The organism is Amycolatopsis sp. DG1A-15b, assembly GCF_030285645.1.
GTDB lineage: Bacteria > Actinomycetota > Actinomycetes > Mycobacteriales > Pseudonocardiaceae > Amycolatopsis.
The window spans coordinates 9,576,308-9,590,224 of record NZ_CP127296.1 but is presented as its reverse complement, the minus strand read 5'-3'; the positions used below and the strand labels follow the sequence as shown (position 1 = coordinate 9,590,224).

At 73.6% G+C, this 13,917-nt stretch carries 11 protein-coding genes and 1 pseudogene; 7 read left to right on the top strand and 5 right to left on the bottom strand.

The window, feature by feature from the left end:
• Positions 1-50: 50 nt before the first annotated feature.
• A pseudogene (locus tag QRY02_RS44600) lies at positions 51-1,116 on the top strand (methyltransferase).
• Positions 1,117-1,867: 751 nt separating this feature from the next.
• Here QRY02_RS44600 and folP read toward each other — a convergent pair.
• Positions 1,868-2,746: a dihydropteroate synthase gene (folP, locus tag QRY02_RS44595; protein WP_285988701.1), complete on the bottom strand. Its 879-nt coding sequence runs from the start codon at positions 2,744-2,746 to the stop codon at positions 1,868-1,870.
• A gap of 94 nt (positions 2,747-2,840) precedes the next feature.
• On the opposite strand from folP, the gene QRY02_RS44590 reads away from it, so the two are divergent.
• On the top strand, positions 2,841-3,488 hold the full coding sequence (locus tag QRY02_RS44590) for a rhomboid family intramembrane serine protease (protein ID WP_285988700.1): 648 nt from the start codon (positions 2,841-2,843) through the stop codon (positions 3,486-3,488).
• On the opposite strand, the gene QRY02_RS44585 is transcribed toward QRY02_RS44590, so the two are convergent.
• On the bottom strand, positions 3,481-3,984 hold the full coding sequence (locus tag QRY02_RS44585; RefSeq protein WP_285988699.1) for a YceI family protein: 504 nt from the start codon (positions 3,982-3,984) through the stop codon (positions 3,481-3,483). The genes QRY02_RS44590 and QRY02_RS44585 overlap by 8 nt on opposite strands.
• A complete protein-coding gene (locus QRY02_RS44580; protein WP_285988698.1) occupies positions 3,981-4,538 on the bottom strand; it encodes a hypothetical protein in 558 nt (185 codons plus the stop codon). The genes QRY02_RS44585 and QRY02_RS44580 overlap by 4 nt, the downstream gene beginning before the upstream one ends.
• Positions 4,539-4,659: 121 nt before the next feature.
• Here QRY02_RS44580 and QRY02_RS44575 point away from each other — a divergent pair, with 121 nt between their 5' ends.
• Both QRY02_RS44575 and QRY02_RS44570 read left to right on the top strand, forming a co-directional pair.
• Positions 4,660-7,437, top strand: coding sequence for an ATP-binding protein (locus QRY02_RS44575; protein WP_285988697.1), 2,778 nt, complete (start codon positions 4,660-4,662; stop codon positions 7,435-7,437).
• A gap of 87 nt (positions 7,438-7,524) precedes the next feature.
• A complete protein-coding gene (locus tag QRY02_RS44570; protein ID WP_285988696.1) occupies positions 7,525-8,316 on the top strand; it encodes a trypsin-like serine peptidase in 792 nt (263 codons plus the stop codon).
• Positions 8,317-8,392: 76 nt separating this feature from the next.
• Here the strand turns inward: QRY02_RS44570 and QRY02_RS44565 are convergent, their stop codons facing one another.
• Positions 8,393-9,220: a DUF11 domain-containing protein gene (locus tag QRY02_RS44565; RefSeq protein ID WP_285988695.1), complete on the bottom strand. Its 828-nt coding sequence runs from the start codon at positions 9,218-9,220 to the stop codon at positions 8,393-8,395.
• A gap of 177 nt (positions 9,221-9,397) precedes the next feature.
• Positions 9,398-10,054: a TetR/AcrR family transcriptional regulator gene (locus QRY02_RS44560; protein ID WP_285988694.1), complete on the bottom strand. Its 657-nt coding sequence runs from the start codon at positions 10,052-10,054 to the stop codon at positions 9,398-9,400.
• Between the two features lie 85 nt (positions 10,055-10,139).
• Between QRY02_RS44560 and QRY02_RS44555 the strand changes: the two genes are divergently transcribed.
• The 3 genes from QRY02_RS44555 to QRY02_RS44545 all read left to right on the top strand — a co-directional run bounded on the left by QRY02_RS44555 (position 10,140) and on the right by QRY02_RS44545 (position 13,900).
• Positions 10,140-11,846: a TIGR03086 family metal-binding protein gene (locus tag QRY02_RS44555; RefSeq protein WP_285988693.1), complete on the top strand. Its 1,707-nt coding sequence runs from the start codon at positions 10,140-10,142 to the stop codon at positions 11,844-11,846.
• Positions 11,847-12,125: 279 nt separating this feature from the next.
• Positions 12,126-12,707: a TetR/AcrR family transcriptional regulator gene (locus QRY02_RS44550; RefSeq protein ID WP_285988692.1), complete on the top strand. Its 582-nt coding sequence runs from the start codon at positions 12,126-12,128 to the stop codon at positions 12,705-12,707.
• A 20-nt stretch (positions 12,708-12,727) separates the two neighbouring features.
• A complete protein-coding gene (locus QRY02_RS44545; protein WP_285988691.1) occupies positions 12,728-13,900 on the top strand; it encodes a Glu/Leu/Phe/Val dehydrogenase dimerization domain-containing protein in 1,173 nt (390 codons plus the stop codon).
• Positions 13,901-13,917 lie beyond the last annotated feature (17 nt).

Here is a 13,917-nt window from a genome sequence, read left to right as displayed (position 1 = left end):
TCTCGCGGGTGCTTCGTCGTGCCCGCAGCAAGAACGGAAACCCCCTTACCGTGGCTCGTCTCGTCCTGCCCGGCGAACCCGACCGCCGGCTCTTCTCACCACCCACGCGGCATGCGGCCGCCGACGACCGGCTGTCCGCCGACGCCGCCCTCCGCTCGATGTCCACCGGCACCGCCCTGCTCTGGCGCGGCAGCTACCCCGCCGCGCGGCGCCTGCTCGACGCCGTGAACCGGCGGATCCCGCCGCCCCCGCCCGACGACTACCCCCGCTACCGCGCGGACCGCGCCCGCCGGGCGCGGCTGCTCTCCCTGTTGTACGTCCCGCTGGACCCCGGGCACGTCGTCCCGCTGCGCCGGGCGCCGGACGTGCGCGCGGCGTGCACCGCGGTCTACGGCCCCCTGGACACCGCCGCGGCGGTGCCGCTGCGGGAGCTGCTCGGCGTCCTCGGCGCGGCGGAATGGCGCCGCCGCGGTGTCGCCGTCCCGGCGCTCGGGGCGCGGATCCACCCCCCACTACGGCGTGTTCGCGCCGGTGCGGCAGGAGTACGTCGACCTGGTCGCGGAGGCGCCGTTGCCGGGCACGGACCTGGCGTTCGACATCGGCACGGGCACCGGCGTGCTCACCGCCGTCCTCGCCCACCGCGGGGTGGCGCGGGTGGTGGCGACGGACACCGACCCCCGTGCCATCGCGTGCGCCACCGACAACCTGGCCCGGCTCGGCTTCGCCGGCCGCACCGAAGTGGTGCCGGCCGACCTGTTCCCCCGCGGCCGGGCACCACTGGTGGTGGCCAACCCACCGTGGCTGCCGGGCCGCCCGCGCGGACCGCTCGACCACGCGGTGTACGACCCGGGCAGCCGAATGCTGCGCGGCTTCCTCGACCGGGCCCGCCGCCACCTGACCCCGCACGGCGAGGCATGGCTGGTGCTCTCGGACCTCGCCGAGCACTTGGGCTCGCGCACGCGCGCCGAGCTCCTCGGCTGGATAGCAGCGGCGGGGCTGCGGGTCGTGGACCGAACCGAAGCGACACCGCGTCATCCGCGCGCGCTCGACCCCGCCGACCCGCTGCACCGGGCTCGCGCCGCCGAAGTCACATCGCTTTGGCGGCTTGGTCCATAGTGGACTTGGGGTTTCCGGGCCTCCGGGAGGTCGTGGCCGGATACAGCCTCGCTGGCTGCACAGGCGGTGAACTCCTCGACGCAGCCCGGCGGCGGGGGTAACGCGACCGGGCCCGGGCGGGGCGGGTGGCGCCCGGAGCAAGCCCGGTCCGGGTGGGTGGCGCCGGAGCGAGCCAGGCCCGGGCGGGCTCGGCGAGCCGGCCCAAAGCGGCACGCCGGGCCGGGCACGGCGGGCGCGGCGGGTGGCAGGCGGCCGGTCACCAGAGACCTGCGGCCGGCAACGCAAGACGACCACGACGTCACCAGGCCTCCCCCGCCCCTCATCCCAGCCTTCTCTTCAGTCGACGATCGGGTTTGTCAAGGCACGCTTTCCCGCCTTGACAAACCCGGGCGGCGGCTGAAACTCCCACCGGAGGGGCGGGGGAGGTCGGACCCGCCCTGCCGCGGCAGAACCCGCAGTAGAAGCCACGGCAGAACCCGCGGTGCCGCTCTACCGCGGCAAAAGACAAAAGCTGTCCTCGCCGGACGGGCAGGCTCCGGGATGGCCACCCCTCGCCGCTGCCCCCTCACTTTCTCGAGGTGGGCCGCGCGGTGGTCATCCCGTCGCCTGATTGAGGCCTATCACTTTGAGCCGGGCCCGCAAGCTTCCGCTGTCCCCTCACGCTGCGCTGTGGGTTGCGGGCCCGGCTCAAAGTGATTTTCGGGCCTCAGGCGACGGGATGACCACCCGCTCCTTTGTTTGGGGTGCGGGCTCAATCCACTGTGGACGTCAGCTCCGCTACCGCTTCCACTGCTTCGCGGGTCTCGCGGATGTTGTGCGCGCGGAAGATCGCCGCGCCCGCGTGGGCCGCTATCGCCGTGGCCGCCAGGGTGCCCGATAGGCGGTCGTGGGCTTCGACGTCCAGGGTTTCGCCGATGAGGTCCTTGTTCGACAGCGCCACCAGTACCGGCCAGCCGGTCGCCACCAGGCGGTCGAAGTGGCGGAGGAGCTCGAGGCCGTGGCGGGTGCTCTTTCCGAAGTCGAAGGTCGGGTCGATGAGGACGCCGCCGCGCGGCACTCCGGCCGCGACCGTGCGCTCGGCCGCCGCCGTCAGCTCGGCGATCACGTCCGCGACGACGTCGTCGTAACGGGGCCAGAACGGCCGCTCGGGGGTCGGCGCCGGGTACGGGTCGGTGCGCACCGGCATGCCTCCGACGTGGGAGCAGACGTACCCCGTGCCGAACTCGGCCGCGACCTCGACCAGCTTCGGGTCGGCGCCCGCCCAGGTGTCGTTGAGCAGGTCGGCGCCCGCTTCGCAGACCTGGCGGCCGACCTCGTGGCGCCAGGTGTCGACGCTGATGACCAGGTCCGGGTGGCGGCGGCGGACCTCGGCGACGAACGGCACCACCCGCCTGCTCTCCTCGTCGACGTCGACCTCGGGGCCCTCGCCCGCCTTGACCCCGCCGATGTCCACGATGTCGGCGCCCGCGGCGACCGCTCGGTCCACCGCCTCCAGGGCCGCGGTGCCGGCGAAGGTCGCGCCCTTGTCGTAGAACGAGTCGGGCGTGCGGTTGACGATGGCCATGACCAGGGCGCGGTCGCCGGGCATGCGGCGGCCCCGGAAGACCATCTCCGGCCGGTGTGACGTCATGCTCCCAACCCTGCCAGGTCACGGCTGGGTCCGGAACGCCGCGTCCGGGCCGCGCACCGGGTTATCCTCGGGCACAACCGAGCAGGGGGACGCGATGAACGAGGGCCCGGTCCGCAGCGACGCCGAGGCGATGATCGCCGAGGCCAAGAAAGCCCTGTGGGTGATGGTCGGCCTGCTGGCCGCGCTGTGGGTGGTCCAGCTGGTCAACGCCCCCACCGGCTACGACCTGAGCCGGGAGTTCGGCATCGAGGCGCGCGACCCGGCGTCACTGCCGGAGATCCTCAGCTCGCCCTTCCTGCACTACGGCTGGAGCCACCTCGAAGGCAACTCCGGGCCCCTGTTCGTGTTCGGCTTCCTCGCCGCCTACCGCGGGGTGAAGAAGTGGCTCGGCGTCAGCCTGCTGATCATCCTCGCCAGCGGCCTCGGCGTCTGGTTCATCTCGCCGGCGAACTCGGTCACCGTCGGCGCCAGCGGCCTGGTCTTCGGCTACTTCGGCTACATCATCGTGCGCGGGCTCTTCGACCGGCACCTGATCGACATCGTGATCGGGCTGGTGATGGCGTTGTGCTTCGCCTACCAGTTCACGTCCCTGCTGCCGAGCCAGGAAGGGGTCAGCTGGCAGGGCCACCTCTTCGGGTTCGCCGGCGGCATCGTCGGCGGCTGGCTGTTCCGCGACCGGCGGCCCAAGGCGGTCGCCGCCCCCGACCCGGCGACCGCCCTGCTCCCCAAGGACTTCAGCTAGGCGGCTCGAGCTCCGCCTCGACGACGATCCGGACGTACCGGCCGATCATCGGCCGGGGCGCCCGCATGCCGAGCGGGGCGCGGTCCAGCGTCCCGGTGGCGCGGACCCGGGTGGCGCCCTCGGGGACAACGGTCAGCGTCAGCGGGCACGACGCCCCGCGCAGCCGCAGCTCGCCGGTCACTTCCCAGCCCGTGTCCTGCCGCCGGGCACCGGTGGCCGTGAAGGTCATGGCCGGCTGGGCGCCGCTGTCCAGGAGGTTCGGCTTGCGCAGGTCGGCGTCGCGGCGCGCGTTCCGCGTGTCGAGCGCGCCGAGGTCCAGCTCCGCCCGGACGGCGATCACCGCGCCGTCGCGCACCTCGACGGTGCCCGTGCGGACCGGAATCGTGCCGCGCACCCGGTTGAAGCCGAAGTTGCGGACCTCGAAGGCGGCCGTCGTCCGTCCACTGCGGACGGTCCAGGTCCCGGCGCGCAGCGCGGGGGCGGTGTGCGGGCTCATCGCGCACCCGCCGGGGCCGGCAGGGCCGCGTGCCGGACGCGGTGCAGGTCGACCCGGTCCGGGCCGGGCAGCAGCGCGGGGTCCTCGCCGGGCAGCAGCTCGGTGGCCATGATCGCCTCCTGGACGGCTTCGATCGTCGTCAGCGACGCGGTGAACGCCACGACGACCAGGGAGCGGTCTTCGGCGATCAGGGCGTAGGTCGTGCCGACGCCCTCGACGCCCCGGACGGCGGGCCAGATGCGGTCGCGCCCCGCGCGCTGCTCGGCGGCCGACTGGTCGGCCCCGCGCGGCCCGTCGAACCAGGTGAGCTGGGCGTAGGCGGCGGCGTCCGACGCCGACTGCACGTCGGCAACCCGGTAGACGCCGGTGTCGAGCCAGGTGGTCCCGGCCGGCCGGCGGGCCGCGGCCTCGTCCGCGGCCGCGGCGTCGGGCCAGAAGGTGACGACGGCGCCGGCCTGGCCGCCGAGCTGGGTGAGCGTGGCGGCACCGAGGGCGCCGTCGGCGAGGTCGTGGGTCCCGAGCGGACTCCGGAACTGGTGGATGGTGGCGTGCATGGGGTGCTCCTTTTCGCAGGTCAGCGCGTTGGGAGTCACTTTCGTCCCGGTCGGCGTACCGGGCATCAGTGCCAGTACGGAGAACAACGCGCAAACCTGACGCGGAGGGGATACTGCTCGGGTGACGCGCAGCGAACCGTTCGTCGGGCGGGCCGGTGCCGTGGCCGACCTGCGCGCGTGGCTCGCGGCGGCGGACGGCGGCACCGGCGCGCTGGTGCTCGTCGGCGGCGCGGCGGGCATCGGCAAGACCCGCCTGGCCGAGACGGTCACCGGCCCGGCCGCGGTCTGGGGCCGGTGCGTCGACGACCCGGGCGCGCCGCCGCTGTGGCCGTGGCGGCGGGTGCTGCGGGCACTGCCCGCGGCGGGCGCGGAGGTGGACCGGGCGCTGGCCGACCTCGACGACCGCGCCGGCGCCGACCTGGTCGCGGCCCGGTTCCGGTTCGTCGCGCTGGCCGCCGACGCGCTGGTTGCGGCGGCCGAGCCGGACGGCCTCGTCGTGGTCCTCGAAGACCTGCACTGGGCCGACGAGGCGTCGCTGCGGCTGCTGCGGCACCTGGCCGGGGAGATCCGCCGGTCGCGGCTCGCCGTGGTCGCGACCTACCGGGACACCGACGCGGCCGGCCCGCTCTTCGAGGCCCTGCCGGAGCTGCTGAGCCGGCCGGGAACGGAAAGCCTGCGGCTGGCGCCGCTGACCGAGCCCGACGTCCGGGCCTACCTCGCCGAGGCCGGCCGGGTGGGCGTCGACGCGCGCGACGCGCTGCGGCGCTCGGGCGGGAACCCGCTCTACCTCAAGGCGGTGGCCCGGTCTTCGGCGACCGGTGGCGGCGAAGCCGAGCTGCGGCACCTCGTCCGCACCACCGTCGCCGGGCTGGACGCCGGGGCGCGGGAGCTGCTGGCGATCGCCTCGGTCCTCGGTGAGGAGGTCGACGCGCACGTCGTCGCCGAGGTGGCCGCGTTGCCGGACGGCGAGGTCGTCACGGCGCTCGACCGCGCGGTGCGCGCCGGGGTCCTGCGGCCCGCCGTCGCCGGCTCGCGGCGGTTCGCCCACGCCGTCGTGCGCGACGGGATCTACGCCGACCTCGACCAGGGCGTCCGCGAGGAGCTGCACGCCCGGGCGGCGGCCGCGCTGGAGCACCGGGCCGAGCCGGGGGTGGTGGCCGGGCACTGGCTGCGGGCCACGGCGACCCCGGACGCCCTCGCCCGGGCCGCGGAGTGGGCCGAAACGGCGGCGCGGGACGCGACCCGCTCGCTCGCCTTCACCGAAGCTGCCCGGTTCCTCGCCCTGGCGCTCGATTGCCGCCGCCGCGCGGGCACCCGCGACGGGCTCGCCGCCCTGCTCGTCGACCTCGCGACCGCGGAGTACCGGGCGGGCCGGTTCGCGCGCAGCTTCGGCCACGCGCGCGAGGCCGCGGAGCTGACGTCCGATCCGGCGCTCGCCGCGGCCGCGGCGCTCGTCGTCCGGGACACCGCCGCGCCCGGCCTGCTGCCGGAGATGGCCGCGCTCACGGCGGCCGCGCTGGCCGCGATCGGCCCCGACGCCGATCCGGCGGTGCGGGCGAAGCTGCTGGCCCAGTCGGCCTCGGTCGCGGCCGACAGCGGGAAGACCGGCGAGGCGGTGAAGACCGCCGACGAAGCCCTGGCCCTCGCGGAGGCCTCGGGTGACCAGGAGGCGCGCCTGGACGCCGTCCGCGCCCGGCTGAAAACCCGCCCGCGCGAGCTGCCGCTGGCCGAACGGCTGCGGTTCGGCGCGCTCGCCGTGTCCCTCGGCGGCCCCGCCCGGCCGCTCGTGGCGCTGTGGGGGCACAAGTGGCGGATCGACGCGGCGTTCGAAGTCGGCACGATCCCGGTCGTCGACACCGAGCTGACCGCGATCTCCGAGCTCGCGGCGACGACGCGGCTGCCGCTCGTCCGCTGGCACGAGCTGCGGCTGCGCGCGTCGGTGGCCGCCTACCGCGGCGCGTTCGCCGAGAGCCGCGAGCTGAACCGGCTCGCGGGCGAGCTCGCCGGGGCGGAACTGGCCGAGGACCGGTCCACGCTCGCGATGTCCTTCGCCTTCTCCCAGCAGCTGGCGGAGGTGGTCGGCGACCCGGCCGAGCTGCCCGACGGCTACGACGAGCTGCTGGCGATCGCGCCCCCGATCCCGATCACGATCGTCTCCCGGCCGCTCTGCGCCCTGGTCACCGGCCGCCGCGACGAGGCGCGCGCCGGGTACGACGCCCTGCGCCCGCGCCTGCGTGACCCCGACTTCATCGGGCCCACACCGGGCATCGGCCCGAGCCTGCTGCCGCTGCTGGAGGCGTTCGAGGACCTCGAAACCGCGGAGTGGCTCGCGAACCGGTTGGCCGGTGAGCCGCCGTTCGGCTCGGGCGGGGCGGGCACCTTCTGCAGCGACTGCTCCAGCAGCTGGGCCGGCCGCCTGGCCGCGCTCCTGGGCCGGCACACCGAGGCCATCCCGCTGTTCGAGGCGGCGATCGCCTGGGACGCCCGGCTCGGCGCCCGGCCCTACGTCGTGCACAACCGGGTTCGCTTGGCGGCCGAGCTCGCCGCCGCGGGCGAGCCGGCCCGCGCGGAGCCCCTGGCCCGCCAGGCCGCCGACGAAGCCCGGCGGCTCGGCATGCCCGGCTGGCTCCGGGACGCCACCGCTCTGCTCGACCGGGTGCGGACCGAGGCCGACCCGCTGACCGGCCGCGAGCGGGAGATCGTGGGCCTGGTGGCGGGCGCGCTGAGCAACCGCCAGATCGCCCACCGGCTGGTGCTGTCCGAGCGCACGGTGGAAAGCCACGTCCGCAGCGTCCTGGCCAAGCTGGGGCTGGCGAACCGGGCCGAGGTGACGGCGTGGGCGCACCGCCGCGGTCTCACGGTGCCGAGCGGGGCCGGGGGCTTCCGGGACACGCCGTGAGTCTGTGCGGCGCTGTGCGGTCGCTATGAGGTCGCTGTGCATCCGGCCGCACACGCTGCGGATGCGGCGGTGCTGTGGTGATCTGAAGTGGTGGCGATCAAGTTTCCTCGCACCGCACTGACGGCCGCGTCGGCGTTGCTGGTCATGGGGACCGGGCTGGTCCTCGGCACCGGCACGACCGCCGACGACGCCTACGCCGCGGGCGCGCCGGTGCCGGTCACCACCGCGGCGCCCACTCCCGTCACCGCCCCGGTCTCCACGTCCGCCGCCTCACCCGCTCCGGCGAAATCCGCCGCCGCTTCCCCGGTCGGGGCGCTGTTCGCGGGCGGGAGTCACTTCTGCACGGCCAGCGTCGTGCATTCCACCGCCGGCGACCTCGTCCTGACCGCCGCGCACTGCGTCCGGAACGGCATGACCTTCGCCCCGGGCTACCACGACGGCGTCGCGCCGTTCGGGACGTGGACGGTGACGTCGGTGGCCGTCGCCGGCGGCTGGACGTCGTCGGCGGACCCGGATCTGGATTTCGCGTTCCTGACCGTCCGGCAGCCCGGCAACCCGGCCTCGCTGGAAAGCCTCACCGGCGCGAACGTGCTCGGCACGAATCGTGGATTCGAGCACCGGATCACCCTCACGGGCTACCCCGACACGACCGATTCCCCGGTCGTCTGCGACGGGAACACCACGCGTTCCGGCACTTATCAGCTGCGCGTGGCGTGCCCCGGTTTTCCGGACGGAACCAGCGGCGGGCCGTGGGTGACCGGCGGCGCGGTGATCGGCGTGATCGGCGGCTACCAGCTCGGCGGCGACACCCCGGACGTTTCCTACAGCGCGTATTTCGACGACGACATCGCGAAGCTGTACGCGTCGGTCACCGGCTAGATCACCGGCTGGAAACGCGAAACCGGGCCCGGGTCCCTGGCGGAGGACACGAGCCCGGTTCACCTCTCGCGAACCCTCAGCAGGTCACGATGAGCCCGGTGAGCGCCGAGCACGTCTTCGACGCGCTGTCGTTGGCGCTGTTGGGATCCGACGGCGAACTGGCCGTCCGCACGGCGGTCGTGGTGTACGAACCGATGGCGAGCAGGCCGCCGTTCACCGAGAACTTCGGCGTCGCCGAGGCGCCGCTGGCCAGCGAAGCGATGTCGCAGTTCACGGTCCGGGTGGTGCCGACGCGGACGCACCCGGCGCCACTGGCGAAGGAAAGACCCGCCGGATACGTTGCCACGACCCGGATTCCGGACGCGGCCGACGGGCCGTTGTTCGTGACGGTCAGCGTGTAGTCGATGCGCGCGTTCAGCCCGCCGTGTCCGGTCGCGGCGAGCGCGACCTTGACGTCGGCGTTGGTCGCCGGGTTGGCGATCGTGATGACCGGGCCGTCGAAGGTGTCGAAGGCGTAGTTGTCGCCGACGAACTGGTGCTGCAGCGTGAACTGCCCCGGCGCCGCGGTGTCCTTGACGCGCAGGGTCCACACCGTGGTCTTCGTGCCGCCCGCCTCGAGGTCGCCGAACGCGGCGCGGTAACTGCTCCCGGCCTGGAAGCAGCCGACCGCCGTCGTGTTGGTGCAGGACACGACGTCGACGACGTCGGTGATCGAGGTCGGCGAACCGTAAATGGCGCCCTTCGCGAAAGTCACCGTGAAATCGCGGTCATTGTGAATGGTTTGCGTGACCGTGAATGTCTGTCCCGGCAGCACGGTGGTGGGACTGACTTCGACGGAACTGGTGGGCGTGTCCGCCTGTGCGGCCGGTGCGATGGCGATGAACGCCGTGGCCAGTGCGATCACCGCAGACAGGATCGTGGTCTGTCGCCAGCTTCTTTGCATAGTCGTCATCTCGCTGTTCCAGTCCGGGGAATGCCGCTCTGACAGATCTTGCGTGGGTCTTTTCGGACAGCCGACGCTGATCAGTCGTCGCGCTCCCGGAATTCGTTACCGCCATCCGGACGCGTTTCGGCGCCTCCGTCAGGCGGGACGCCAGCGGCCGTTCATCTCACCGGGACGCGGCGGCGGCCCCGGCAGATCCGGGCCTTTCGCCGACAACCCCTCGATGAGCAGCGCGAGGTACCGGTGGCGCAGCTCCGACGTCCGGCCTTCGTCGTCGGCGCGGATGGCGGCACAGCACTCGAGGATCATGCCGATGTCTTCGGTGACGGCGTCCGGCCGCAGGCGCCCGCTTTCGTGCGCCCGCTCGACCAGTCGCTTCGTCAGCTCGCCCGCCCGCCGCGCGTCCTGGCCCATCTCGGGGGTCGGGGTGAACGTGCCGGCGAGGTGGACGGTCAGGGAGTGCACGTCGAGTTCGACGACCCGGGCGAGGAATCCGGTCAGCGCCGCCCAGCCGTCTCGCTCCTCCGCGGCGGCTTCGGCTTCGCCGATGTACGTGAGGAGTCCGTCGTGGCAGATGCGGCAGAGCAGGGCTTCCTTGCTCGGGTACCGGCGGTAGAGCGCACTGATGCCGACCCCGGCGCGTTCGGCGACCTGGGCGATCGGCGCCTTCGGGTCGGCCAGGAAGACGTGGCGGGCGGCGTCGAGGATCACGAGGTTGTTGCGGGCGGCCTGGCCGCGGCGGCCGGGCAGGGCGGTCTCGGGCGTGGCCGTCTCGGGCGTGGCTGTCTCGCGCATGGGCCGAGATTAGCACTGGAACGGATCGTTCCGGTCTGCTACAGTTCGGAACGAAGCATTCCGTTCCACTCTGAAGGAGCCAGTCATGACGGTCCCCGCCCTCCGCCCGTTCCGCGTCGAGATCCCGCAGCCCGCCCTCGACGACCTGCAGAACCGCCTGCGCGGGGCGCTGTGGCCGGACGAGCTGCCCGCGGAGTACGGCGTCACGAACGAGCGGGTCCGCGCGCTGGCCGAGTACTGGCTGGAGAAGTTCGACTGGCGGGCGTTCGAGGCGCGGCTCAACGCGCACCCGCAGTTCGTGACGGAGATCGACGGCGAGACCATCCACTTCCTGCACGTCCGCTCGTCGCGGGAGGACGCGACGCCGCTGGTGCTGACGCACGGCTGGCCGGGTTCGATCGTGGAGTACCTCGACGTGATCGGCCCGCTGACCGAGCCGGCGTCCGCCGACGAGCCGGCGTTCCACCTGGTCATCCCGTCCCTGCCGGGCTTCGGCTTCTCCGGCCCGACCCGGTCGGCGGGCTGGGGCACGCAGCGCACGGCGGCGGCGTGGACCGAGCTGATGAGCCGGCTGGGTTACGAGAAGTACGGCGCGGTGGGCAACGACGCGGGATCGATGGTCTCGCCGGAGATCGGCCGGCTCGCGCCGGAGAAGGTCGTCGGCGTGCACGTCACCCAGCTGTTCGCGTTCCCGTCCGGCGACCCGGCCGAGATGGCGGACCTGAGCGAAGCCGACCAAGCCGCGCTCGCGCACCTGCAGTGGTTCTACGAGAACATGTTCTCCTTCAACACGTTGCACAGCCAGCAGCCGCACACGCTGGCGTTCGCGCTCGCGGACTCGCCGCTGGGCCTGCTGGCGTGGAACGCGCAGCTGTTCGGCGAGCACCTGGACCCGGAGTTCGTCCTGGCGAACGTGGCGCTGTACTGGCTGACCCGCACCGGCGGCTCGTCGATCCGCTTCTACTACGAGGACGCGCACACGACGTCGCACCCGGAGGGCCCGACGACGGTCCCGACGGGCCTGGCGATGTTCGCGGGTGACTTCCAGTCGATCAGGCGGTTCGCCGAGCGCGACCACGCGAACATCGTCAGCTGGAACAGCTACGACGTCGCGGCGAGCTCCGGCGGTCCCCGCGACGCGGCCGGCCACTACGCGGCCCACGAGGCCACGGACGTCCTGGTGGCCGACATCCGCCGGTTCTTCGCCGGCTTGCACCGCGGCTCGTCCTGGCCGGTCCTGGCGGCGGCCCACGAGGCGCTGCGGTCGGCGATCGCGGGCGTGACGGACTGGTCGGCCCCGACGCCGTGCGCGGAGTGGAACGTGACGCAGGTCCTCCAGCACGCGGCGGGCGACCAGCTGGGCTACGCGGCGACGATCACCGGCTCGGGCGGCCCGGACTTCAACCCGTTCGCCCCGTCGGGCGAGCTCCCGGCCCCGGCGGCGGAGTACCTGGAGCCCACCCTGGCGGCATCGGCGGCGGCGTTCGCCACGGTGGCCCTCGACGCGCCGTCGGTCCCGACGCCCCTGCCGCAGGGAGCCCTCCCGGCCCCGGTGGCGGTGGGAGCGGCGGCCTTGGACGCGGCGGTCCACGCATGGGACATCGCGAGGGCGGCGGGCCAGGAGTCCCCGCTGACCCCGGAGCTGGCCGCCCAGTTGCTCCCGGTGGCCCACCAGCTGGCAGAGCCCCTGCGCGGCTTCGCGTACGCCCCGGCCCTGGAGGCGGCACCGGACGACAACGCGGTCGCGACGCTGCTCCGCTACCTGGGCCGCAACCCCCAGTGGACCCCCTGAGGCGGCGATCGTGCGGAAGTGCCGGGGGCCGCGGTGGCGGCCCCCGGCACTTCGGCGCGGCATCGGCCAGACCAGCTCCCGACGGCAGGAGCCCAGCGGCGCGACTTCGGCAACCGAGCGGAGGGGTTGCCTTTGCCGCGCGATCACCGCAGGCCGCTCCCCAAACCACGACAGAAGCCCCCACCAGCCCCCTCACCTGCGGTCCTGACTGTCCGCACAGGCCGAGGAACCCACATTCGGCGCCTCCCGCCGGCCCAGTCGCCTCGGTACGGTGGCCGCATGATGCGGAAGGCCGTTGCCGTGCGGCGGGAGGAGATCGTGCGGGCCGCGCTCGCGCAGATTCGCTCCCGGGGCATCTCCGGTGTGCGGGCCGCCGATGTCGCTCACTCCCTCGACGTCAGCACCGCGCTGATCTTCTACCACTTCGGCACCCTCGAAACGCTCGTCATCGAAGCCTTCCGGCAGGCCGCCGAGCACGAACTGACCAAGCTGAACGACGAGCTCGGCAAAAGCGGGCCCGCCGACAAGCGGCTCCGCGCCGTCCTCGCCCTGTACGGGCCCTCGCACCACGACAACTGGCAGCTGTGGATCGAAGCCGGCGCGGCGGCCATGCGGGATGCCGCCCTGCGGGCCGTGCTGCAGCGGCTGGACCTGCGGTGGCGGGATGCCGTCGTGGCGCTGATCGCGGAGGGTGTCGGGGCCGGGACCTTCCGGTGCGCCGATCCGCACGGCGCCGCGTGGCGGCTGACCGCGCTGCTCGACGGGCTCGCCGTCCAGGTCGTCGCCCGGCAGGGCACGGTCACCACCGGGGACTGCGACCGGTGGGTCGAGCAGGCGATGGCGCACGAGCTCGGATGTTGACCGGGGGATCAGGAGGGGCGATGACCGAAACAGCCTTGCTCGAAGTGGCGTGGACCGACCCCGTCACCGGGTGCCGCGGGTACCTGGTGATCGACCGGCTCGTGCGCGGCGTGGCCAGCGGGGGCCTGCGGATGCGCCGCGGCTGCTCGCTGTTCGAGGTCCGCGGCCTGGCCAGGGGCATGACGCTCAAAGAAGGCCTCAACTACGACCCCGACGGCCGGTACGTCCCCCTCGGCGGGGCCAAGGGCGGCATCGACTTCGACCCCTACGACGAGCGCGCCCGCGACGTCGTCGCCCGGTACCTGCACGCCATGCGGCCGCTCATCGAGCAGTACTGGACCATGGGCGAGGACCTGGGCCTGCGGCGGGACGTCATCGACGGCGTCATCGCCGAAATCGGCCTGCTCAGCCCGGTGCAGGCGATCTACCCGCTGCTCGAAGACCGCGACGCGGCGACCGCCCGGCTGGCGGAGGCCTTCCGGATCGAGGTCGGCGGGCTCGGACTCGACGAGCTGGTCGGCGGCCTCGGCGTCGCGCAGGCCACCCTCACCGGGCTCGAGATGCTCGGCCTCCACAACCAGCCGAACCGCGTCGTGCTGCAGGGCTTCGGCGCGATGGGCGGGGCCACCGCCCGCTTCCTCGCCGACGCCGGGCTGCGCGTGGTCGGCGTCTCGGACGTCCGCGGGGTCGTCGCCAACCCGGCCGGGCTCGACGTCGAAAACCTGCTCCGGCACCGAGACCGCTTCGGCGGCATCGACCGCGACAACCTCAAGCCCGGCGACGAGCTCCTGCCGCCGGAAGCCTGGCTGGACGTGCCGGCCGAGGTGCTGGTGCCCGCGGCGATCTCCTACTGCGTCGACGCCGACAACCAGGCCAAGATCGGCGCGAAGCTCATCGTCGAGGCCGCGAACCTGCCGGTCACGCCGGACGCCGAAGAACTCCTCGACGCCCGCGGCATCCGCGTGGTGCCGGACTTCGTCGCCAACTCGGCGACCAACTCCTGGTGGTGGTGGACGCTGTTCGGCGACGTCGGCGCGGACGCCGAGGAAGCCTTCGGCAAGGTCCGCACCCGGATGCGCGCGCTGGTGACGAGCATGTTCGAGGTCGCCACCCTGGACGGCCTGAGCCTGCGCGCCGCCGCGCTGCGGCTGTCGGAGAAGAACCTCGAGGCCATCCAAGCCCGCTTCGGCTGAGGGCTGAGCGGTCGAGG